This window comes from Rhodoferax sp. GW821-FHT07F03 (assembly GCF_059418745.1).
In genome coordinates this window covers 302,634-324,413 of sequence record NZ_JBWKQM010000003.1, presented here as the reverse complement: position 1 = coordinate 324,413, position 21,780 = coordinate 302,634, and the positions used below count along the sequence as shown (strand labels likewise).

Sequence of the window (21,780 nt, the reverse complement as noted above, 5' to 3'; positions counted from 1 at the left end):
TAGAGATTAGTACGTTCCCAGTGCGGACGGTGCGCCAGCCTTGAAGGTGTAGATGGTGATAGGCGCAGCCTTCAGGTTGCCCTTGTCGTCAAAGCCGAACGTGCCCGACATACCCTTGTAGGAAGTCTTGTAGATCTCGGCGCCGACCTTTTCAGAGTCGACTGCACCAGCCTTCTGGATGGACTGGCCCACGAACATGGTCTGGTCGTAGAACGAAGGAGCGTATGCATCGGGGTCGATGTTGAAGCGCTTCTTGTACTTAGCCTTGAAAGCGGGGCCTTCAGCCGTTTTTTCTAGTACCGCACCACCTTGGGCGCAGAACACGGTGTCGGTCGCGGCATCACCTGCCAGCTTGCCCAGTTCAGCCGTGCAGATGGCGTCGCCGCCCAGCAGCTTGGCGGTCACACCCAACGACTTCATCTGGCGCACCATGGGGCCAGCTTGTGGCGCGTAGCCGCCCAGCAAGATAACTTCAGGCTGCTTGGCCTTCAGGCTGGTCAGGATGGAGGAGAAGTCCGTTGCCTTGTCGGTGGTGAACTCTTGGCCCACGATTTCCAGGCCCAGCTTCTTGGCTTCTTTGGAGAACTCGTCTGCCAGGCCTTGGCCGTAGGCGGTGCGGTCATCGATCAAGGCGACCTTTTTGACCTTCATGATGTTGGCCGCATAGAAGGCCAGGCGTGCACCGATTTCGTTGTCACCGGCCATGATGCGGAACAGGTTCTTGTAGCCACCCATGGTGACCTTGGGGTTGCTGCCCACGGTGGACACCACCACATTACCCTGGCTGTACACGCGCGAAGCGGGGATGGCCACGCCCGAGCAGTATGGGCCCATCACGAACTTGACGCCTGCGTCCACCAGCTTCTGGGCCACGCTTACGCCGGACTTGGGGTCGCACTGGTCGTCTTCGGACTCCAGCTCAAACTTCAGGGTCTTGCCGCCGACAACCATTTTCTTGGCGTTGAGGTCTTCAACTGCCAAGCGTACGCCGTTTTCATTGTCCTTGCCGATGAAAGCATTGGGGCCAGACAAGGGGCCGGTCACACCGATTTTGACGATCTGGTCTTCTGCGTACGCGCCGCCGGCCATTGCCATTGCCATGGCACCAACAAGTGCGATCTTCGTGAAAGTAGGTTGCATGAACTCTGTCCTAGAAAGGGATTGGGTTAAGACTTACACAGTGTCTGATTCAAGGGCTTGTAACCATCGACAGGGCACCGGGTAAGACATATGTGAAGCTTGTAATAGGCCACCGCTGGACTGTAGGCTCTAACGGCCGGGTCGCATGGGCGGGTTTGTTCTGATTGAAGCAAATATGAGCGCAAAGAAGGTCGGCTAATGTTGGCAATATCCTTTCAAGAGGTATGGCGCTGGGCAGCGCCTGGTGTGGAGACCATTGCAGCAAGCGTGCCAACCCGTGTTGGCGTCAGCGGCACCCGGGGCACGGGCGGCGTCCAACCCAGTAAAAACTGGGTGGCGGCGCCGCACACGCGGCCCTGGCAGGCGCCCATACCACAGCGGCTGTGTAGCTTGGCATCGGTCCAGCCGGAGCAGGCGGACACAGCGGCGTAGGGCACGTCTTCACAGCGGCAGACCAGGGTGTCAGCCTGCGGCAAGCTGCACAACTGCGGCTGGAGTGCAAAACTGTGCGCCAGCTGCTGCGCAAAGCGGTCCCAACGTGCACGCTCCGGCCAGCGCTGCTGCGCCGCAGCCTGCTGGCCCACGGCCGCATGGCCGGCGACTGCGCCCTGGGCCAATGCCCGCTCGCTACCGCCTATGCCTGTGCATTCGCCTGCGGCATACACATTGGGCACGCTGGTGGCCTGCCAGGTATCAACCTGCAGCGCCTGCGCGCCTGTTGCGGTAGGTACCAGCGCGCAGCCCAAGAGCTGGCCCAGCTGGATATTCGGCACCAGGCCAAAGCCGCAGGCGACGCGATCACAATCCAGCTCCACAATGGTACCGCCCTGCTGCAGCCGCACCGACTCCACCCGGCCCTGGCCCTGCACCGACAGCACATACGAAGACGTGCGCCAGCCGGCATGCAGCAGACCCAAGGCCTGTGCCGCTTTGCCGGGCCAGCGCGGCAGCTGCGCTACAAAACCAGCCATGGCTGCCGCGCTGGCCTGCTCGGCCACGCGCAGCACCTGGGCACCCGCTTTGCGCGCGGTGGCCGCCACGGCCAGCAACAAGGGGCCGCTGCCTGCCACCACCACCCGCTCGCCGGCGACAGGCAGGCCGGACTTGATCAGCGCCTGCAAGCCGCCGGCACCGGTCACGCCGGGCAAGGTCCAGCCAGGAAACGGCAACAGCAACTCGCGTGCGCCGGTGCACAGCAGCAGCTTGTTCCACTGGATGGACCAGCCGCGCTGCGCATCTTCCAGCAACAGGGTCTGGGGCGCGGGTGCAGCCACTACGCGGGTGGCGCTGAGCCAATGCACATTGGCGCACGCAGCCACCTGCTCGCGCATACGACGGGCGGCCGGCGGCAACTGCGCACCAGGGCCATCGCGCCAGATCTGGCCGCCCGGCAGCAAGTTATCGTCCACCACGACAATGCGCGCACCGCTGGGTGCGGCAGCCAGCGCCGCCGCCATGCCCGCCGGGCCCGCACCGATGATGAGCAGGTCGCAGGATTCGTGGGCGGGCAAGGTTTGCGTCATAAGGTTCTCTCCACCTGCATCCCGTCTCGGCACAGGGTCTGGCAGGCCAGCTGGCGCTGCCCATCCACATTGACCCGGCATTCCTGGCACACGCCCATGCCGCACAGCGGCGCCCGCGCATCCCCACGCACGGAAATGCGCGCTACGCCATTCCCCGAAATAGCCAAGGCCACCGCCACGGTACAGCCCATGGGCACGGCGACCGGCTGGCCATCGATATGCAGATTCACGCGCATACCGCCTCCTTGAAACGTTGCAAGCCGTAAGGGCTGGCATCGATGGCGGCCGTGCCGCCAGTCATCTGTGCCGCCAGCAGCTGGGCACTGCCCAGCGCAGTGGTTACGCCCAGCCCTTCGTGGCCCACGGCCAGCCACAGGCCCTCGCGCGTGGGGTGCGGGCCGAGGATGGGCAGGCTGTCTGGCGTGGCGGCGCGCAAGCCGGTCCAGGCGCGGATGGCGTTCAAGCGGGCCAAGTCCGGCATGTAGCCCAACGCGCGTTGCAGCATGGCTTGCAGCATGTGGGCCTCTACCGTCATATCCGTCGTGTCGAACTGGCGTGAGGAGCCCAGCAGTAGTTGGCCCGTGGGGCGCGGCTGCAGGTTGAAGGCCACGGAAGGCCCCTCGCTATGGTGCGAGCTGGTGATGTAGCCCAGCTCCACCAGTTGGTGATGCACGGTACCGGGGTAGCGGTCGGTGATCAGCAAATGGCCTTTTTTGGGGCGTATCGGCAAATCGGAACACAGCGTGGTGGCCTGGATGCCATTGGCCAGCAGGATCTGTGGCGCCTGGCGGTAGCTGCCGTCGGCCAGGCGTACGCGCGTGCCTTCTAAGGCGGTGACTTCGGCGTGCTCTTGCCGGATGCGCTCACCGCCCTGCGCCAGCAGCCAGCGCGCCGCATTGGGTGCGTAGACGATGGCGTCGCCCGGCACCACCAGCCCACCGGCCAGGCCGGGGCGCAGCGCCGGCTCGGCCTGGGCCAGCGCGGCCGCGTCCAGCAAATGGCTGGCAATGCCGTGCTGCTGCATGCGCTGGCGTTTGTCCTCGGCGGCGGCCATTTCCTCGGCGTTGGCGGCAATCCACAGCGTGCCGCAGCCGCTATAGGCGCAGTCGGCGGGCATCTGCGGCGCCAGGGCCTGCCACAGGCCAACGGAATAACGGCTCAGGGCCAGTTCCGCTGGGTTGTCGTCCATCACCACCAGGTGACCCATGCCCGCGCCGGTGGCGCCGCCGCGCTGCGCGTCCAACACTAGCACCTTACGGCCGGCTTGTGCCAGCGCGTGGGCGCAGGCCGCACCCACGATGCCAGCGCCTATGACGATGGTGTCGGCGTTCATCCTAGTACCCCGACTCGGAAGTAAAGGAACACAATGAAAGTGATGGATTCGCCACTAGGGCAAGGCGTAAAACGCAGACATAGCTGTGGCTATGGCGAGGCTTTGCAACGCCGCCATGGGGGCGAAGACGCGCTTTCATGTTCCGATACTTCCGAGTCGGGGTACTAAGGTGATGCCCCAGCCGAAGGGGTCGTCTTCGGCCACCAACAAGGTGCTCTCGGCACACACATGGGCACGGCCCCGGATGGTCGGGATCACCTGGCCGTTGTCTAGGGTGTAGGACGCCTCGAAGCGGCTGCCGATCACGCTGGCCTGCTGCCAGGTCTCGCCCGGAGCCAGCTTGCCGTCGGCTGCCAGGCAGGCAATCTTGGCGCTGGTGCCGGTACCGCAGGGCGAGCGGTCGTAGGCCATGCCGGGGCAGAGCACGTAGTTGCGGCTATCCGCACCCTGGTCGTCCGGGCCAAACAATTCAATGTGGTCAATCTCCGCACCATCGGCTCCGGTGATGCCCTGCGCTCCCAAGGCTGCACTGAGCGCGCAGGCGTAGCTTGTGAGCGCCGCCAGCTGGTCGCTGGCCACGCACAGGCCGTGGTCGTTGACCAAAAAGAACCAGTTGCCGCCCCAGGCGATGTCGCCATGCGCGACACCGTAGCCCGGCACATCCACCGCCACCTGCGTGGCAAAACGGTAGGCCGGCACATTGCGCACGCTGACCGAGCCGTCCGCATGCAGAGTGGCTTCCACCGTACCCACCGGGGTTTCGATCTTGTGCACGCCGGGCTGGATGCGCCCCATGTGCGCCAGGCTGACCACCAGGCCGATGGTGCCGTGGCCGCACATGCCCAGGTAGCCGGTGTTGTTGAAGAAGATCACACCAGCGGCCGCATCGGCGGCCACGGGTTCGCATAGCAAGGCGCCGACGATCACGTCGTTGCCGCGCGGCTCCAGCACGGTGGCGGCCCGCCACTGGTCGTGCTGGGCGGCCAGCAAGGCGCGGCGCTCGGCCATGCTGCCGGTACCCAGGTCGGGGAAGCCGCCCACCACCAGGCGCGTAGGTTCGCCGCCGGTGTGGGAATCAATGATCTGGATGCGCTGCATGCGGGTTTCCTTACATGACGGATTGGTATTTAGCCGGACGGGTTTCCAGTGCCCGCGTCACGATACGCTCAATCACGGCCCGCTCTTCGCCAACCAGCGGCAGGCGCGGACGGCGCATGTGCTCGCTGCCCACTCCCACCAATGCATCGATGAGTTTGAGGTTTTGCACCAGCTTGGTGGATACGTCCAGGTGCAGCATGGGCGTCATCCACTGGTACAGCGACAGCGCTTCGGCCCACTCACCCGCCTGCATCAGGTCGTACAGCGCCACGGTTTCGCGCGGGAAGGCGCAGCCCACGCCAGCCAGCAGGCCGTCGCAGCCCAGCGCCAGGCCTTCATAGGCCAGATCGTCCACGCCCAGGAACAGCTGGTAGCGCGTGCCCACGGTGTTGCGCAGATCGGTGATGCGGCGGATGTTGTCGGTGCTTTCCTTGATGGCGACGATCCATTGGCAGTCGGCCAGCTCCGCCATGTGCTCAGGTCTAAGGTCCACGCGGTAGGCCACCGGGTTGTTGTAGACCATGATGGGCTTTTGCGCGGCGTTGGCCATGGTGCGCACGTTGAGCATGGCTTCACGGGCATCGGCCACGTAGATGACGGAAGGCATGACCATGAAGCCGTCTACGCCCAACTTGTTCGCGCCCTCGATGTAGCGCAGGGCTTCGCGGGTGCTGGTTTCGGACACATTGGCCAGCACCGGGATGCGGCCTTTGGCGGCCTTCAAAGCAATCTCGGCGACCTGCAGCTTTTCTTCCAGCGTCAGGGTGCTGGCTTCGCCCAGCGAACCGCAGGTGACCAGGCCGTGGATGCCGTTGGCGATCTGGAACTCGATGTGCTTGGCCGTGCCCTCCGCATCGATGCTTTCATCAGCGTGGAACTTGGTGGTGATGGCGGGGAAGATGCCTTTCCAGCGGGGGAGCGTCATGGTGTGTGTCCTTGGTAAATGGGTGGTTGGAGAGCTGAACTGTAGCAGTCTTAATATATTAACGACATATTTAAAATATCTTGTTAGGGTTTTAAGCAGCTTGCGTGCCAGCTTTTTTTGGTCCAATGCACCAATGCAATTAATGGCTTGCGCCCACCACCATGCCCAAACTCCCCGCCCCTCCTTTGCCCAAGCGCCGCGCGGCCGACATGGCCTACGACGCGATAGAGACGCTGATCTCCACCCTGCAGTTGGCCCCCGGCAGCCCGGTGGTAGAGGCCGACATCGTCGAGCTGACGCAGCTGGGCCGCACGCCGGTGCGCGAGGCGCTGCTGCGCATGGTGTCGATTGGTTTGATCGTGCAGCAGCCGCGGCGCGGCCTGCTGGTATCGCACATCGACCTGGCCGACCACCTGGACGTGGTGCAAACCCGGCGGGTGCTGGAATGCCTGATTGCCGCCTGCTCGGCGCGCCGGGCCACGGCCTTGCAGCGCAAGGACATCCTGCGCTGCGCCGAAAAAATGGTGCAGGCCGCCACGCGCGGCCATCTGGTGGACTACATGGCCGCCGACCTGGCGCTGGACCAGGTGAACCACCAGGCCAGCCACAACCATTCGGCCGTGAAGGCCGTGGTGCCCCTGATCGTGCAGTGCCGGCGCTTCTGGGTCGCCTACCAGCACGAAGGCGACATCATGGAAGCCGCGCAGGCGCACATGGATCTGGCCCAGGGCATTGCCACGGGCGACGAAGCCGCTGCGGTGGGTGGCGCCACCCGGCTGATGGACTATCTGCAGGGCTTTGCGCGGCGCGTCATAGACAACTAAATTGCTCCTATTTTTAGCATCAAAAACAGGAGCAGCTTGCGCAGATAAAACCTGCGCTAGCGGCCTATTTCATGCCTAAAAATAAGCCTTAAATTGGCGATTTAAACCTCGTCCAACCCCTGGGCAAATCCCTGCGCCAGGGCCTGTCGCAGGTAGTTCACAAACGCCGTCACCGCGCGCGGCACATGGGCGGTGTAGGGGCGGATGGCGTACAACTGGTCCGCATAGCCCCCGACCAGCTGCCAATCCGGCAGCACCGGCACCAGCTTGCTGGCACGCAGGCTGGCGGGCAGGCTGAAGTCCGGCAACAACGCAATACCCAAGCCGGTCACGGCCGCATCGCGCAACGCCTCGCTGTTGTTGGCCGACAAGACGCCCGACACCGGCACCGTCACCCGCTCATCCCCCTGCGCAAAAGTCCAGGCCGGCGTGTCCTGGGCGCGCGGATAGTGCAGGCAACTGTGGTTGCGCAGTTCTTCGGGCCGCAGTGGTGTGCCACGCTTGCGCAGATAGCCGCGGCTGGCCACCAGTACCGAGCGCGTGGCGCACAGGGTCCAGGCCACATGGGTATCGGGCGGCGCGGCGGTGTGGCGTATCGCCAGGTCGAAACCTTCGGTGGCCAGGCTGGACAGGCGGTCCGACAGTTCCAATTCGAGGCGCACATCCGGGTATTCGCGCAGAAAGTCGGCCAGGCGCGGCACCAGTTGCTGGCGCGCAAACGCCACCGGTGCCGTCACCCGCAGCAGGCCGTGCGGCGCATCGGCCAGATCGCGCACCTGGGCAAAGCTCTGGGCGATCTGCTCGAACGAGGCCCGGGTGTCGTCCACCAGGCGCTGGCCGGCCTCGGTCAGGCGCACGCTGCGGGTGGTGCGGCGCACCAGGGGCACGCCGGCCATCTGCTCCAGGTCGGCCATGCGCTGGCTCATCGCCGCCTTGCTGACGCCCAGCCGCGCCGCCGCCGCCGTGTAGCTGCCCTGCTGGGCCAGCACGGTAAGCCAGTGCAAATGGCTCCACAGCTCATTGATCTTTTGCTCGTTCATGGCCCTATTGTTCACCATTCTGAACAATCAATTCAAATTTTCGGCCTTGTAGCACAGGGGGCGAGTCCATAAACTGCAAGTCCGCACTACACAACGAGACACCTACCATGTCCTACACCGATAACACCGAAGTCGCCCAGTACATCCAGGGCCAACGCAGCACCGGCACGGGCACCCGCACCCAGCCCGTGTACAACCCCGCCACTGGCGCCGTGGCGCGCCAGGTACGCCTGGGCAATGTGCAGGACGTGGACGCTGCCGTGGCGTCCGCCAAGGCCGCCTTCCCCAAGTGGTCCGACACGCCGCCGATCCGCCGTGCCCGCGTGATGTTCAAGTTCCTGGAGCTGCTGAACCTGCACAAGGACGAGCTGGCCCACATGATCACCGCCGAACACGGCAAGGTGTTCACCGACGCCCAGGGCGAAGTCGCCCGCGGCATCGACATCGTCGAATTCTCCTGCGGCATTCCCCAGCTGTTGAAGGGTGACTTCACCGACCAGGTCTCCACCGGCATCGACAACTGGACGCTGCGCCAACCCCTGGGCGTGGTGGCCGGCATCACGCCGTTCAACTTCCCCGTGATGGTGCCGATGTGGATGTTCCCGGTGGCGATTGCCGCCGGCAACACCTTCATCCTGAAGCCCAGCCCCACCGACCCAAGCCCCAGCCTGTTCATCGCCGACCTGCTGAAGCAAGCCGGCCTGCCCGACGGCGTATTCAACGTGGTGCAAGGCGACAAAGAAGCCGTGGACGCCCTGCTGGTGCACCCCGATGTGAAGGCCGTGAGCTTCGTCGGCTCCACCCCCATTGCCAACTACATCTATGAAACCGGCGCCCACCACGGCAAGCGCGTACAGGCCCTGGGCGGCGCGAAGAACCACATGGTGGTCATGCCCGACGCCGACGTGGACCAGGTCGTGGACGCGCTGATCGGCGCAGGCTACGGCTCGGCCGGCGAACGCTGCATGGCGATCTCGGTCGCCGTGTTGGTGGGCGACGTGGCCGACAAGGTCATCCCCAAGCTGCTGGAACGCACCAAGACCCTGAAGGTGCTGAACGGCACCAATCTGGCCGCCGAAATGGGCCCCATCGTCACCGCCGCCGCCCATGCCCGCATCAGCGGCTACATCGAGCAAGGCATCAAGGAAGGCGCGACCCTGCTGGCCGACGGCCGTGGTTTTGACGGCAGCAAGGCCGGCGACGGCTGTGGCGAAGGCTTCTGGCTGGGCGGCACGCTGTTCGACAACGTTACGCCCGACATGAAGATCTACAAGGAAGAAATCTTCGGCCCGGTGCTGGGCTGCATGCGCGTGCCCGACTTCGGCACGGCCGTGCAACTCATCAACGACCACGAGTTCGGCAACGGCGTGGCCTGCTTCACCCGCGACGGCAACGTGGCCCGCGAGTTCGCCCGCCGCATCCAGGTCGGCATGGTCGGCATCAACGTGCCCATCCCCGTGCCCATGGCCTGGCACGGCTTCGGTGGCTGGAAGAAGAGCTTGTTCGGCGATATGCACGCCTACGGCGAAGAAGGCGTGCGCTTCTACACCAAGCAAAAATCCATCATGCAACGCTGGCCCGAAAGCATTGCCAAGGGCGCTGAGTTTGTGATGCCTACGGCGAAGTAAGAGCCGACTTGCAAGGCGCGCTTTCTGCGGGTCTTGCTATCGTAAAAGTAGCTGCTTGCGCAGGATTTATCTGCGCTGGCAGCTATTTTTGTTTGTGGGTGGGTGGGTGTTTGTGGGCATCCCCGGCCGGGGGATCGCATGGACGCCAAGAGCACTCCGTGCAATGTCAATCAGCGCAAGACGCTACAAAAAATAAAGCACACTTCACTTCCACTTTTGAAGAAAGAGACGCTGGCACAGTGGGCGCAACACAACGGGGCCCAACCATAGTGGTCCAGCGCTTTCGCCTGCTGCTTTTGCTGGAACTCGTATGAACACTGATCGCCTGCAGCCTCCCCGAAAATCCAAGACGGGACCTCGTTCAAGACATATTGCCTTACCCATGCAAGGCCCAATAAGGACGTTGGCCCGCATCACGGTAGCAATTCTCGCGAGCCATTTTTTATTCAGCGCAGCGATCGCCGCTGGACACCTCTGCCAGCCGTCCGAAGCACTTCAGGTTGACTACCTCAGGAAGCTTCCTCAAAGCATTCAGTCGAACCTCAGCACGACGGGCATCGCTGATCGGGGACAACCGTTCAACAAGACCGACGTCGTTCACGAAGAACTACCTATGCGTCGCTTTGGTCTTGCTGCGGCATCGACAAATTGCATCCTTATAGCCATCGAACGCGGAGGTCGAGGCTACTTCGTCGAAATCTTGGCCTTCGAGCCTGATCCAAATGGACTCTGGCGCCCATCGGCATCCGCCACTACCGCCCTTCTTCCCCAATCTTTGGCCGAATTGCTCTCACTCACATCACGCTAGCCAGCAACCGAGAGCCAGCCTTGCGCTCGTCTCTCAACTCAAACTTCAGGGGCTCCTACCCCTCCATCCGCAGCCCCTTGGGCAGCGGAAACTTCACCGTCTCTTCAATCCCATCCATCTTACGCACAGCCACCGCCCCCAGCGCGCGGATGCGGTCGATGACCTGCTGCACCAGCACCTCGGGGGCAGAAGCGCCGGCAGTCAGGCCGACGCGGGCCTTGCCTTCGAACCAGGAGGATTGCAGCTCTTCGGCGCTGTCCACCATGTAGGCGGGTGTGCCCAGCTTCTCGGCCAGCTCGCGCAGGCGGTTGCTGTTGGAGCTGGTGGGGCTACCGACCACGATCACGATGTCCACCTGCGGACTCATGATCTTGATGGCGTCTTGGCGGTTCTGCGTGGCGTAGCAGATGTCTTGCTGCTTGGGCTCACGGATCAGCGGGAAGCGGGCCTTGACGGCAGCGGCGATCTCGGCCGCGTCGTCCACACTCAGCGTGGTCTGCGTGACCACCGCTAACTTGGTGGTCTGGCTGGGCTGGACCTTGGCTACGTCGGCCACGTCTTCCACCAGATGGATGCCGCTGTCGAGCTGGCCCATGGTGCCCTCGACCTCGGGGTGGCCCTTGTGGCCGATCATGATGAACTCATAGCCTTCTTTGGCCAGCTTGGCCACTTCAACGTGGACCTTGGTCACCAGCGGGCAGGTGGCGTCAAATATCTGGAAGCCGCGAGCCTTGGCCTCGCGCTGCACGGCCTGGCTCACTCCGTGGGCCGAAAACACCAGGGTGGCGCCGGGCGGCACGTCGTCCAGCTCTTCGATGAAGATGGCGCCGCGCGACTTCAGGTCGTTCACCACATAGGTGTTGTGGACGATCTCGTGGCGCACGTAGATGGGGCTGCCGAACTTGGCCAGCGCGCGGTCCACGATCTCGATGGCGCGGTCCACACCCGCGCAAAATCCACGCGGTTCAGCCAGGATGATTTCTTCTGCGGAGCTCATAGCACCCCAATCAGTTGTACTTCGAAGGTCACAGGCTGGCCGGCCAGCGGGTGGTTGAAGTCGAACAGCACGGCGTCCGGGCTGTCGGCATTGCCGACCTGCTGCACCGCGCCGGCGTAATGCCCCAGGCCGTCCGGCGTGGGGAACTGCACCACATCACCCACGTGGTACTGCTCCAGCGGGTCGCCCATCTGGTTCAGCAGCTTGCGCGCCACCCACTGCTGCATATCGGCCTTGCGCTCGCCGAAAGCCTCGCCTGCGGGGATGCTGAACGCGGTGCGCGTGCCCTCGGGCAGGCCCAGCAGCCGCTGCTCGACCGCAGGCGACAGCTGGCCGGTGCCCAGCGACAAGGTGGCAGGCTTGTCGTTGAAGGTATTGATGATGTCGCCCGTGGGGCCGCCCAGGCGGTAATGCAGGGTCAAAAAGGAACCGGGCTGAACCACGGGCAGAGAAGTAGAAGGCATAGGAGTCTCGGTAAACTGGGCTCTATTGTAAAAGTCTGCCATGCCGCTCAAAGATCTACCCCCCGATGCCCGTCCGAGAGAGAAGCTTTTGGCACGCGGCCCCGCAGCCCTGAGCGACGCCGAGCTGCTGGCCTTGCTGCTGCGCACCGGCATCCAGGGCAAGGGAGTTTTGCAGATGGCGCACGAGCTGCTGCAGATTGCCAGCCCAGGCAGCATGGGTTTTGGCGGTATTGCCGGCCTGCTGAACGCGACCACCGATGACCTGAAACGCGTCAAGGGCCTGGGCCCGGCCAAGCGCGCCGAAATCAGCGCCGTGCTGGAGCTGGCGCGCCGTGCCATGGCCCAGCGGCTGCAAGAAAGGCCAGCTTTCAGCGACCCGGGCGCCGTGAAGCACTATCTGCAGCTGCACCTGGCGGCCAAGGGGCACGAGGTGTTTGCCGTGCTGTTTCTGGACGCACAAAACCGCCTGCTGGCGCTGGAGGAGCTGTTCCGTGGCACGTTAACGCAGACCAGCGTCTACCCGCGCGAGGTGGTGGTGCGCGCCCTGCACCACCAGGCCGCCGCCGTGGTGCTGGCGCACAACCACCCCAGCGGCTCGGTCCAGCCCTCGCGCGCCGACGAGGCGCTGACGCAGACTTTGCGCGCCGCGCTGGCCCTGGTGGACGTGCGGGTGCTGGACCACATCATTGTGGCGCCGGGCGAGGCCCTGTCCATGGCCGAAAAAGGGTTGCTGTAATGAAGATCAGTTCGCTGCAGGACCTGAAGAAGATCCAGAAAGCCATTGCCGACGCGGCCGCGCTGCAAGCCGCGCAAAAGGCTGCCGAGCTGGAGGCCCAGCGCCGCAAAGCCGCCCAGAAGAATCTGTTTGTGAATGCCGCAGGTGCGGTGCACCGCTTGCCGGAGCAGCGCAAGGCACTATTGAAAAAAGAGCAGCCACCACCGTTGGCAATCCAGCTGCAGCGCGACGAGCAAGCGGTGCTGGTGGAGGCCATCAGCGACGGTTTTGATGCCAGCAACCTGCTGGAAACCGACGACACGCTGAGCTACCGCCGCCCCGGCATCGGCATCGACGTGCTGCAGCGCCTGCGCAAGGGTGAGTGGGCCATCCAGCGCCAGCTGGACCTGCACGGCCTACGCAGCGACGAAGCGCGCGACACCCTCAGCGGCTTCATCCGCGAGGCCTACAAACAGGGCATACGCTGCGTGCGCGTGGTGCACGGCAAAGGATTGAGCTCGCCGGGCAAAACACCGGTGCTGAAGGCCAAGGTGCGCAACTGGCTGGTGCAGAAGAACGAGGTGCTGGCCTTTGTGCAGGCCCGCCCCATGGAAGGCGGCGCCGGCGCGCTGGTAGTGCTGCTGCAGCCCAGCCGTATTGGCCCGGCCTAAAGAACCTATTTGCAATCTGCGATTTATAAAAAACAAGCCGCCGGCGCAGAATTTACCAGCGCTAGCAGCTATTTAAACCATAGCAAACTCAGACCGAAATACCCACTGCCAGCGAGGCCGCGTAGCCGGCGCTGACGCTGCCGGTCACGGTGGCCATTTCGGTGGAGGTGCCGTCGCTGAACACGTTGTCGCTGGCAAAGCTGATAGCTGCCAGATTGGTAACGCTGGCCGAATAACCAGTAGTAGCGTAGACCGTGCTACATATGTCGCGCGGCAAAGCAATCTGCGAGGTCAGCACCTGGTCACTGACCGGCGTGGTGATGGCGGCCGACAGGCTGGAATACACCTCGAAATGGATGTGCGGCATGCGCCCGGAGTAGCAGGCGGGAAAGATGGTGGTGAAGGTCACGCTGCCGTTGCTGTCCGTAACCTGCAAGCCGCGCAGATAGTTTTCACCCGTTACGCCACTGGAATACAGCGAGTAGAGGCCGTCGCGGTTGCAATGCCACAGATAAACGGCATAACCCGCCAGTGCAGCGCAACTGGAATTGGTATTGCTCAATGTCAGCGTCACTGTCAGCGGAATGCCTGCTGCGGTGGTGGTAGAGCTGCCAAAGCTGGAGCGGATGTCGCTGCGATTGATACCGGACTGCGTCAGCACATTGACCGTACCGCTGCTATTGCTGTTGGAACCATCGGCCGGGTAGGGGCCGTTGGTCTCGCTCACGGTATTCGTGCAGCTGCCGGTTGTTGTTGTCGTCGTTGTGGTGGTGGTCGTTGTGGTCGACGTCGTCGAGCCCGTGCTGCTACTGTCCGACGAGGCCGTGCTGCTGGAGCCGCCACCGCCGCCGCAGCCGGGCAAACCCAGCAGGCCCAGGGGCGCCACGCTGCCCACGCCCAGCCAGCGCAGGGTACGGCGGCGCTCGGCCAGCATCTTGTCGAGTACGGCGAGATCCTGGGCCAGGCCGTGGAGGTGTTCTTCATGCATGGGTATTGCTCCTGTAATGGGTGGTTATGGGGGGGGCGGAGGGGTCTGTCCAGCCAGCTGCACCGAACGCAGGCGCAGCGTCTTGTCGGAAGCCAGCAGGGCTTCCACGTCCACTTGCCGCCCCACCAAGGTGGCAGGGCTTTGGGAGAAATAAGTATTGCTGTCCCAGGTGGCGGTTACGCTGCCTTCGTTGGTCTGCAGTACCAGGCTGTTGCTGGAAGTTTGCACGCTGGTCACCTGGCCCCGGGTGTCGATCACCGCGTCGGCGGCCAGCGTGCTGCTGCAAGTCACCTTGCTGGCGGTCAACGCCTGGCCGGGGGCCTGCAGTCGGGCTTCCACATATACCGTGGCCTGGCTGCTCTGGGACACGCTGCGGCAGCTGTCATCGATCACCGCGGCAGCGGCCTGCACACTGACACCGCGCAGGCTGAACTGCACCGTGCTGGCGGTCCAGTCTATGCCGCTGGTCACGCCTGACAGCACGGTGACCGCGCCCTGGTCGCCATTGCCGCCCGAGCCGGTGCGCAGGCTGATCGAAGTAGCGACCAGGCGGGAGCCCACACGCGTGGCATCCACACTGACGAACTGGCCCTGGGCCAGCGCCGCCTCGTCCTGCGACATGCTGGACGACAGATACACCAGCGCCCCCTGCACCACCACGGTATGGGCTGTGGCGTTGTATTCGGTGGCCAGGCCGCTCAGGCGCAGCGACTGGCCGCTGGCCAGGTCCTGCTCGTTGCTTTCCAGGCGCAGCACGCGGACGGCAGGCACGGGCACCGTGGCCAGGTCCGTGGCATTGGCCCAGACCTGCACCACCTGGCCGTTGGCCAGGTTGTCGGGCAGGCTGCTGGAATGCACCAGGGTGCCGGTGGCGCTGTTCAGGCGGAAGCTGCTGCCCGACAAGGCCTGCACCACGCCGCCCAGCTGCACCACGCTGGGCGCGCTGGACTGCTTGGCAATACGGGTCGCCACCAGCACATAGCTGGCGCTGCTGCTGTCCCAGACCCAGCAGCCGTAAACATCCACCGTGTCGCCCACGGCGACGTCGGTAGACGCGCTGTAGCCATCGAGCACGGTAATGCTGCTGCGGGTGGCGTCGCTGCTGGTGCTGACCAGGCGCACGGTCTGGCCCAGCACCTGCAGACGGCCATTGCTGTCCGGCAGGCTGGTGACGCTGCCCAGCAGCTGCGACACGATCTCGATGCTGACAGCCGCGTTGCTGCCCTGGTATTGCAGCCGCACCCGCTGGCCCAGCTCGGCCGTGGTATTGACCAGGGCACCGCTGGCGTCGCGGCGCTGCACGGTGGCGCTGGTGTCGCTGTATTCCACGCCGTCCACGATCACGCTGCCAAAGCCGCTGACCGTGCCGCCGGCCTCACCGGTGCCACCGCTGCCCACACCGGCCACCGTGCCGCCGCCGCAGCTCTCCAGCAGCAGCGCCAGCAGCATGACGGCCAGACTGGCCAAAATGGCGGCCAACCAACCCTGCCACTCCCGACTAGCGCCAGCAAAGCGGGCGGCGCCGTCGTTTGGATCCATCTGGATGCTGGTATCTGCTTTAGCCATGGTCGGGTGCGTCCTGCGGGCTGTTGTTCTTCGGGGGTGGGGGGGGCACAGGTGCCATGGGTGCGGTCAGGCAGAACATGCCCAACCGGATGCGCTGGTTACCGCCAGCGGGTTCGTCTTGTTCGCACAAAGGCACAGCCGCCTTGACCATGGCGGCCAGCACGTCGCGCCACAGGCTGTTGGCTAGTTGCTCCAGTTGCTGTACCGACTGCGGACTGAGCCCGTCGGCAAACACGCTTTGCTCCAGAAAAGTCTTGCCGTCGCCCGCGCTGAGGTTGTGCACGCCAGCTTCGATATGGTCGGCCACGCTGCCGGCCAGCAGGCGGCGTGCCTCTTCCAGCGAGGTATTGGGTACAAAGGCCTGGCGCCGCAGGCATACCTGGCCATCGGATTCTTCGACCACGTCCAGGCGTACCAGCTCCAGCAGCACGGAGCGCGGGTGGATGTCTTTGGATACGGAACGGGCCAGGCTTTCAAACGAGGCCAGGGCACCGGCAAACGGCAGCACGTCGGGCAGGTCGGAGGCCAGCCAGCGCGTCATCACCTGGCTGGCAGGCGTGGGCTTGCCCAGGCGGGCCCGCACATCGGCGGCGCGCTCGGTATGCGCGGCGGCCCGCACGTCCTTGCGGTGCAGGCCAGACAGCAGGCTGACCGCCGAGTCCGTCTGCTTGCCGCCGATGCGTGTCAGCTCGGTGCGCGCAGCCTCCAGGAACACCGGCTTCAGCGCGGCGGTCAGATCGGTATAACCGACCCCGGAACGCAGCAGCCACACGACCAACGGCTGCAGCATGGCGAGCACCTGTTCCAGCACGGGCTGGCCTGGCGTGGGTGGTGGAAGTTCTGACATGGCTGTATTGTAAATGGGAAATTTACCCACAACAAACAAAAACCACGCTTGCCGCGGTTCGGCGCGGTATTTACTATGAATATCATAGCTACCAGCGCAGATTCTATCTGCGCCAGCAGCCTAAAAGACTGAGTATTTACACACTGGACATCATGCGTCCAAACCCAGGTAGTCCGCCAGTATCAGCGCCGCATCGTCGGTAAACAGGCCTTGCGCCAGTTGCTCGGCCAACACTGTGGGGGGCAGCAGGGCGAAGCCTTGCACCTCACCGTCCTGGTTGGCCGGGGCCACGCCCTCGGCCAGGTTGCAGGCGTACCAGTGGATGTGCTCCACCACATAGCCGGCGCCGCCGCTGTCGGTGCTGGGGCGGCGGGTGGTGAGACGACCGCCAGGGCGCAGGTCCAGCATATGCGGCGGGCGCAGGCCGGCCTCTTCCCAGGTTTCGCGCTCCAGCGCGGTGGGGATGGAATCCGCCGCCGACACCATGCCGCCAACCAGGGTGTCCCAGCGGCCGGGGTCATTGGGTTTGCTGTCCGAACGCTGCTGCACCCAGACCCGGCCGTCCGGCGCGGCGCCCACCAGGTGCACGGCGCAGGTGGTGATGCCCAGGGCGCGCACCACGCCACGCTCCACCGTGGCCACGACACGACCGTCGGCATCGGGCACGGCAAGTTGCTCGTCGCGCCAGACATGGGCCAGGCCGGCCTCACGCAGCACATGGGCCAGGTGCGCCAGGCTGTGCGTGGGCTCACCCTGCAGCTGCCAACCCAGCTGGCCGTATTGCTCTACTTTCAGGAGCACCTTGCGCAGGTAGGGTATGCGCTGCAGGCCGATTTTTGCCATGAACTCCGGCTCCACCGAGCCGATCTGTACCGCACCAGCCCACAGGGGCCAGCGCGGCCGCGCGGGCGGCTGGTCGGCCTCGGCGCGCAAGGTCTTCAACCAGTTCATAAGGTGAGGATGGTGCAGCCGGTGGTCTTGCGTGCCTCCAGGTCACGGTGGGCTTGCTGTACCTGGTCCAGGGGGTAGCGCTGGCCAATGTGGATATGCACCTGGCCGCTTTGCACCACGGCAAATAAGTCATCGGCCATGGCCTGGGTGCTTTCGCGGGTGGCCATGTGGGTGAACAGCGTGGCACGGGTCAGGTACAGCGAGCCCTTGGCGCCCAGTATGCCGGGCGCAAAAGGTGCCACCGGGCCGGACGCATTGCCGAACGATGCCAGCAGGCCGAAGGGGCGCAGGCAGTCCAGCGATTTATCAAACGTGTCTTTGCCCACCGAGTCGTAGACCACCTTGACGCCTTGGCCGCCAGTGATCTCCTTGACCCGCGCAGCAAAGTCTTCTGCTGCGTAATTGATAGCATATGCCGCACCATTGGCAAGCGCCAACGCACATTTTTCTGCGGAACCTGCGGTGCCGATGAGCTGCAGGCCCATCGCCTTGGCCCACTGGCAGGCGATCAGGCCGACCCCGCCGGCAGCTGCGTGGAACAGCACGAAGTCGCCCGCCTGCAGGCCGCCCTGGGGCTGGGTCTTTTTCAGCAGGTACTGCGCCGTGAGGCCCTTGAGCATCATGGCCGCGCCGGTCTCGAAGGAGATGGCGTCGGGCAGCTTGCAGACGCAGGTAGCCGGCATGACGCGGCGCTCGCAGTAGCTGCCGGGCGGGTTGCTGGCGTAGGCTGCGCGGTCGCCTACTTGCAGGTGGGTGACGCCCTGCCCTACGGCCTCGACCACGCCGGCGGCCTCCATGCCCAGCTGCACCGGCAAGCTCTGTGGGTACAGGCCGCTGCGCTGGTAGACGTCGATGAAGTTCAGGCCGATGGCGTGGTGGCGGATACGGATCTGGCCGGGACCGGGCTCGCCCACGGGGATGGTGACCAGCTCCAGTTGTTCGGGCCCGCCATGCTGGCGGATTTGTACGGACAGGCTGCTAACAGACATAAAACACATTCCTCCAAAGGGTATGCCGCATGGTGCCATGAAAGCTTAGGTACAGTGCGCGCCATGCAACAAGGCCTGACGCTCCGTACCGCTCTTCTCCTGACCCTGGCCCCCCTGTTATGGGCCGGCAATGCCGTCGTGGGCCGCATGGTGCACACCTTGGTGCCGCCCATCACGCTGAACTTCATCCGCTGGGTGCTGGCCTTTGCCATCCTGCTGCCCATGGCCGGCTGGGTGCTGCGGCGCGACAGCGGGCTGTGGCCACACTGGCGGCGGTTTGCGTTGCTGGGTCTGCTGGGCGTGGGCCTGTACAACGCGCTGCAGTACATGGCGCTGCAGACCTCCACACCCATCAACGTGACCCTGGTGGGCGCCAGCCTGCCCATGTGCATGCTGGCCGTCGGGGCCCTGTTTTTTGGCGCCCGCGTGACACGCAGGCAGGTGCTGGGCGCGCTGCTGTCGCTGGCCGGCGTGCTGCTGGTGCTGTGCCGGGGCGAATGGCAGCAGTTGCTGGCACTGCGCCTGGTGGCGGGCGACATTTTCATGCTGCTGGCCACCGTGTCCTGGTCGTTCTACAGCTGGCAACTCAGCCTGCCCAAAGACCCACCGGCCATACGCGCCGACTGGGCGGCGTTTTTGCTGGCACAGATCAGCTTCGGCCTGGTGTGGTCGGGCGCCATGACGGCAATGGAATGGGGTGTGGGCGCGGCCCCGGTGCAATGGGGCTGGCCGCTGGCCGCCGCCTTGGCCTATGTGGCGGTGGGCCCGGCGGTGCTGGCCTACCGCTGCTGGGGCGCCGGGCTGCAGCGGGTGGGACCGAATGTGGCGGGCTTCTTCATCAATCTCACGCCGCTGTTTGCGACCCTGCTGTCGGCAGCCTTTCTGGGCGAGTGGCCGCATCTGTACCACGGGCTGGCGTTTGCGCTGATCGTGGGCGGTATCGTGGTGTCGTCGCGCCGTTGAACCATCGCAGAAAGGACGCTCAGGTCTTCCAGAGGTTGCCGGCGAAGCGGCTGCCAAAGCGCAGCTTGCTGCGGTCCCAGGGGGTGAAGCGGGGGATCTGGAACGGGTCGGTGCCCGTACGGGCCGCACCCCAGGTGGTAGACACGGCGGCGTCAAAGCCCAGTTCACGCACGATGTCCACGCTCTCGGGAATGTAGTCGGTGCCAGGTTTGCCATTCGGGTAGGCAAACAGGCCCACGCGCTCCCCCAGCAAGTCCTGCAAAAACGCCCGGCTCTCGCCAATCTCGGCGCGCGCTGCATCGGCGCCCAGCTTGGCCAGAATGGGATGGGTGCGGGTGTGGGCGCCGATCTGCATGCCGGCCTGGCGCAGCTCACGCACCTGCTGCGAGGTCATCATGAGGTCGTCGGGCGGGCATACCCCGGCGCAGGTAGCGATCTGCTCGGTCAAGGTCTTGCGTTGGGCCAGCGGCAGGTATTTGATCTGGCCAATGATGGCCTGTATGGCCTCGCGCTTTTGCAACGGGCTGCCTATGGTGTACTGGCCTAGATAGCCACTGCCGTCAGGCTTGGCCAGGGACGACAAATCCAGCTGTGCCTGGGTACACAGGCGCACGGATTCGATCACGGTGTCGTTCCACATGCGGCCGCCATCCAGGAAGTCGGTGGCAATGAAGAAGGTGGCCTGCAGGCCGTGGCGCGCCAGGATGGGCTGGGCCACGGTGCGGTTGTCGGCATAGCCGTCGTCAAAAGTGATGACCACGGCCCGCTCGGGCAGGCTGCGGCTTTGCAACTGCTGGGCCGCCACATCCAGCGGCAGCACATTGCACCAGGATTTCATCCATTGGCAGATGGCATCAAAGGCCACGGCATCCACCTCGCCCGGAAAGATCGGGTCGGGCTCGGGCAGCACACGGTGGAAGATCAGCACCGACAGGCGGCCCCGCTCACCTGCGGGGGAAAGGTGTTTCAGTACCGTTTTAAACATGGATCACTTGGGTTTGACCAGCCGGGCCATGCCGGGGATGTTCTTCCAGCCCGGCACATAGGCCGGCTCGCGCAGCCAGCCCTTGGTTTGCACCCAGACCCGGGTCAGCACCACCAGCACCATCACGTTGTAAGGCAGGTCGAAATAGGCCAGGCTCAAGAAGGCCCCGCCCACGGCATAACCCAGCAAGCAGACCTGGCACATGGCACCCAGGTCCACGCACCAGGCCGCCTCGGGAATCTTGGTGCAATGGGTACGCAGCCAGCCGGCCGCACGCCAGGTCATCACCCAGACGGTCAGGAACATGAACAGACCGACGAATCCGTGGTTGCCCAGCACCTGAAAGTAAATACTGTGGGCCGCATGGACGGCCTCCGGGTAAGGGGAATACTGCGCAAACAACTCAGGCCGGGCCGCATCAAAACCCACCCCCGTGGGATAGTGGAAAGCGATGTTCCAGGCATTCCACCAGGCAGAAATGCGGCCCATGGAAGATTCATCCTGCTCGTATTCGCCAATGGTGGACATGCGGCCCATCCATTCGCTGGGCATGAAGGCAATCAACAAGGGCGCTGCCAGCCCCAGCACCATGCCCACCACGAGTTTGTTCTTGCCGTTCCACCACATGAATGCAGCCATGGCACTGATGGCCAACAAGGCCCCCCGCGAATAGCTGCCGACGGCCGCCACGGCGCACAGCAATGACATGCCCGTCATGGCATGGCGGCCCCAGCGCGAATTGAGCTGCAGCTGCAAAAAACGCAGCAACGGGATGGCCATCACCAGGGACAGAGCGAACTCATTGTTGTCTTCGATGAAGGAGCCCGGTGGCCCCCACACCCGAAAGTTGCCCCCTGTCAGCAAGGTGAACAAGCCACCCTTGGCGCCCAACAGGGCCAGCGAGCCCGCGCACACCCAGGCCAGGGCCAGAATATGCTTCTTGCTGTGCAGCAGAACCAGCGCGACCAGGATCATCAGGTCCACCTTCATGACCTTGTTCCATTGCCAGTAGTCGCCTGATGGGTCCAGGCCCAGCACGGTCGAGAGAGATATCCAGACCATGAACAACAAGAACACCACCACGACCGGCGCCTTGAATGGCGAAGCTCGATCCCGCGTCACCAGCAGGCCCAGCACCGTAGCGCAAAAAGCCACCATGGCGACCGGCGCATCGTAGGCAAAACCATAGGTGTAGCGGTGCGGATTCATGATGCTCAGCCATGTCCACAACATCACGCCTATCCATGCCTGGCGCACAGCCGCGATGGCGCCCAGCAGCACCAGACCCACAATCAATATGTCACGCATGCTGGTCTCCTGTGGCC

The 21,780-nt window shown here is 64.3% G+C and carries 22 protein-coding genes; 6 read left to right on the top strand and 16 right to left on the bottom strand.

All coding sequences use genetic code 11. The features are described from left to right. Nucleotides 1-6: 6 nt before the first annotated feature. From AC07R0_RS06095 to AC07R0_RS06070, 6 genes are all read right to left on the bottom strand, one after another. The gene (locus tag AC07R0_RS06095; RefSeq protein ID WP_495077162.1) at nt 7-1,140 is read right to left on the bottom strand and encodes a branched-chain amino acid ABC transporter substrate-binding protein; all 1,134 of its coding nucleotides are present in this window, start codon (nt 1,138-1,140) and stop codon (nt 7-9) included. A gap of 215 nt (nt 1,141-1,355) precedes the next feature. Beyond that, on the bottom strand, nt 1,356-2,663 hold the full coding sequence (locus tag AC07R0_RS06090) for an FAD-dependent oxidoreductase (RefSeq protein ID WP_495104182.1): 1,308 nt from the start codon (nt 2,661-2,663) through the stop codon (nt 1,356-1,358). After that, nucleotides 2,660-2,899 (bottom strand): (2Fe-2S)-binding protein, encoded by a 240-nt coding sequence (locus tag AC07R0_RS06085; RefSeq protein ID WP_495104181.1) that lies wholly within the window; start codon nt 2,897-2,899, stop codon nt 2,660-2,662. Before AC07R0_RS06085 ends, AC07R0_RS06090 begins: the two co-directional genes overlap by 4 nt. Beyond that, nucleotides 2,890-3,996 (bottom strand): NAD(P)/FAD-dependent oxidoreductase, encoded by a 1,107-nt coding sequence (locus AC07R0_RS06080; RefSeq protein ID WP_495104180.1) that lies wholly within the window; start codon nt 3,994-3,996, stop codon nt 2,890-2,892. Before AC07R0_RS06080 ends, AC07R0_RS06085 begins: the two co-directional genes overlap by 10 nt. A 135-nt stretch (nt 3,997-4,131) precedes the next feature. Beyond that, nucleotides 4,132-5,094, bottom strand: a complete 963-nt coding sequence (locus tag AC07R0_RS06075; protein WP_495104179.1) for a 4-hydroxyproline epimerase — start codon at nt 5,092-5,094, stop codon at nt 4,132-4,134. A gap of 10 nt (nt 5,095-5,104) precedes the next feature. Next, the gene (locus AC07R0_RS06070; RefSeq protein WP_495104178.1) at nt 5,105-6,019 is read right to left on the bottom strand and encodes a dihydrodipicolinate synthase family protein; all 915 of its coding nucleotides are present in this window, start codon (nt 6,017-6,019) and stop codon (nt 5,105-5,107) included. 161 nt (nt 6,020-6,180) lie between these two features. On the opposite strand from AC07R0_RS06070, the gene AC07R0_RS06065 reads away from it, so the two are divergent. Next, on the top strand, nt 6,181-6,843 hold the full coding sequence (locus tag AC07R0_RS06065; protein WP_495104177.1) for a GntR family transcriptional regulator: 663 nt from the start codon (nt 6,181-6,183) through the stop codon (nt 6,841-6,843). 101 nt (nt 6,844-6,944) lie between these two features. Here the strand turns inward: AC07R0_RS06065 and AC07R0_RS06060 are convergent, their stop codons facing one another. Continuing rightward, complete coding sequence (locus AC07R0_RS06060; RefSeq protein WP_495104176.1) at nt 6,945-7,883, bottom strand: LysR family transcriptional regulator; 939 nt, start codon at nt 7,881-7,883, stop codon at nt 6,945-6,947. Nucleotides 7,884-7,990: 107 nt separating this feature from the next. Here AC07R0_RS06060 and AC07R0_RS06055 point away from each other — a divergent pair, with 107 nt between their 5' ends. Both AC07R0_RS06055 and AC07R0_RS06050 read left to right on the top strand, forming a co-directional pair. Next, nucleotides 7,991-9,511 carry a CoA-acylating methylmalonate-semialdehyde dehydrogenase gene (locus AC07R0_RS06055; RefSeq protein ID WP_116603804.1) on the top strand — a complete coding sequence of 507 codons (1,521 nt, stop codon included), beginning with the start codon at nt 7,991-7,993 and terminating at the stop codon, nt 9,509-9,511. A 310-nt stretch (nt 9,512-9,821) separates the two neighbouring features. Continuing rightward, nucleotides 9,822-10,319 (top strand): hypothetical protein, encoded by a 498-nt coding sequence (locus AC07R0_RS06050; protein WP_495104175.1) that lies wholly within the window; start codon nt 9,822-9,824, stop codon nt 10,317-10,319. A 55-nt stretch (nt 10,320-10,374) separates the two neighbouring features. Here AC07R0_RS06050 and ispH read toward each other — a convergent pair whose 3' ends face one another. Continuing rightward, nucleotides 10,375-11,316, bottom strand: coding sequence for a 4-hydroxy-3-methylbut-2-enyl diphosphate reductase (ispH, locus tag AC07R0_RS06045; RefSeq protein ID WP_495104174.1), 942 nt, complete (start codon nt 11,314-11,316; stop codon nt 10,375-10,377). Further along, nucleotides 11,313-11,780, bottom strand: a complete 468-nt coding sequence (locus tag AC07R0_RS06040; protein ID WP_116604723.1) for an FKBP-type peptidyl-prolyl cis-trans isomerase — start codon at nt 11,778-11,780, stop codon at nt 11,313-11,315. The genes ispH and AC07R0_RS06040 overlap by 4 nt, the downstream gene beginning before the upstream one ends. 40 nt (nt 11,781-11,820) lie before the next feature. On the opposite strand from AC07R0_RS06040, the gene radC reads away from it, so the two are divergent. After that, nucleotides 11,821-12,516, top strand: coding sequence for a RadC family protein (gene radC, locus AC07R0_RS06035; protein WP_495104173.1), 696 nt, complete (start codon nt 11,821-11,823; stop codon nt 12,514-12,516). Further along, nucleotides 12,516-13,166 (top strand): Smr/MutS family protein, encoded by a 651-nt coding sequence (locus AC07R0_RS06030; protein WP_495075833.1) that lies wholly within the window; start codon nt 12,516-12,518, stop codon nt 13,164-13,166. The genes radC and AC07R0_RS06030 overlap by 1 nt, the downstream gene beginning before the upstream one ends. 88 nt (nt 13,167-13,254) lie before the next feature. Here AC07R0_RS06030 and AC07R0_RS06025 read toward each other — a convergent pair whose 3' ends face one another. The 5 genes from AC07R0_RS06025 to AC07R0_RS06005 form a co-directional block, all read right to left on the bottom strand. Then, complete coding sequence (locus AC07R0_RS06025) at nt 13,255-14,154, bottom strand: dioxygenase family protein (RefSeq protein WP_495104172.1); 900 nt, start codon at nt 14,152-14,154, stop codon at nt 13,255-13,257. A 24-nt stretch (nt 14,155-14,178) separates the two neighbouring features. After that, the gene (locus tag AC07R0_RS06020) at nt 14,179-15,720 is read right to left on the bottom strand and encodes a DUF5666 domain-containing protein (protein ID WP_495104171.1); all 1,542 of its coding nucleotides are present in this window, start codon (nt 15,718-15,720) and stop codon (nt 14,179-14,181) included. Beyond that, nucleotides 15,713-16,567 carry a DUF6502 family protein gene (locus AC07R0_RS06015; RefSeq protein WP_495075836.1) on the bottom strand — a complete coding sequence of 285 codons (855 nt, stop codon included), beginning with the start codon at nt 16,565-16,567 and terminating at the stop codon, nt 15,713-15,715. The genes AC07R0_RS06020 and AC07R0_RS06015 overlap by 8 nt, the downstream gene beginning before the upstream one ends. Before the next feature lie 150 nt (nt 16,568-16,717). Then, the gene (locus AC07R0_RS06010) at nt 16,718-17,518 is read right to left on the bottom strand and encodes an NUDIX hydrolase (RefSeq protein WP_495104170.1); all 801 of its coding nucleotides are present in this window, start codon (nt 17,516-17,518) and stop codon (nt 16,718-16,720) included. After that, a complete protein-coding gene (locus AC07R0_RS06005; protein ID WP_495104169.1) occupies nt 17,515-18,507 on the bottom strand; it encodes a quinone oxidoreductase family protein in 993 nt (330 codons plus the stop codon). The genes AC07R0_RS06010 and AC07R0_RS06005 overlap by 4 nt, the downstream gene beginning before the upstream one ends. Before the next feature lie 63 nt (nt 18,508-18,570). Here AC07R0_RS06005 and AC07R0_RS06000 point away from each other — a divergent pair, with 63 nt between their 5' ends. After that, on the top strand, nt 18,571-19,470 hold the full coding sequence (locus AC07R0_RS06000) for a DMT family transporter (RefSeq protein WP_495075839.1): 900 nt from the start codon (nt 18,571-18,573) through the stop codon (nt 19,468-19,470). 19 nt (nt 19,471-19,489) lie between these two features. Here the strand turns inward: AC07R0_RS06000 and AC07R0_RS05995 are convergent, their stop codons facing one another. Both AC07R0_RS05995 and AC07R0_RS05990 read right to left on the bottom strand, forming a co-directional pair. After that, complete coding sequence (locus AC07R0_RS05995; RefSeq protein WP_495104168.1) at nt 19,490-20,455, bottom strand: polysaccharide deacetylase family protein; 966 nt, start codon at nt 20,453-20,455, stop codon at nt 19,490-19,492. 3 nt (nt 20,456-20,458) lie between these two features. Continuing rightward, a complete protein-coding gene (locus tag AC07R0_RS05990; protein WP_495104167.1) occupies nt 20,459-21,763 on the bottom strand; it encodes a putative O-glycosylation ligase, exosortase A system-associated in 1,305 nt (434 codons plus the stop codon). Nucleotides 21,764-21,780: the final 17 nt, after the last annotated feature.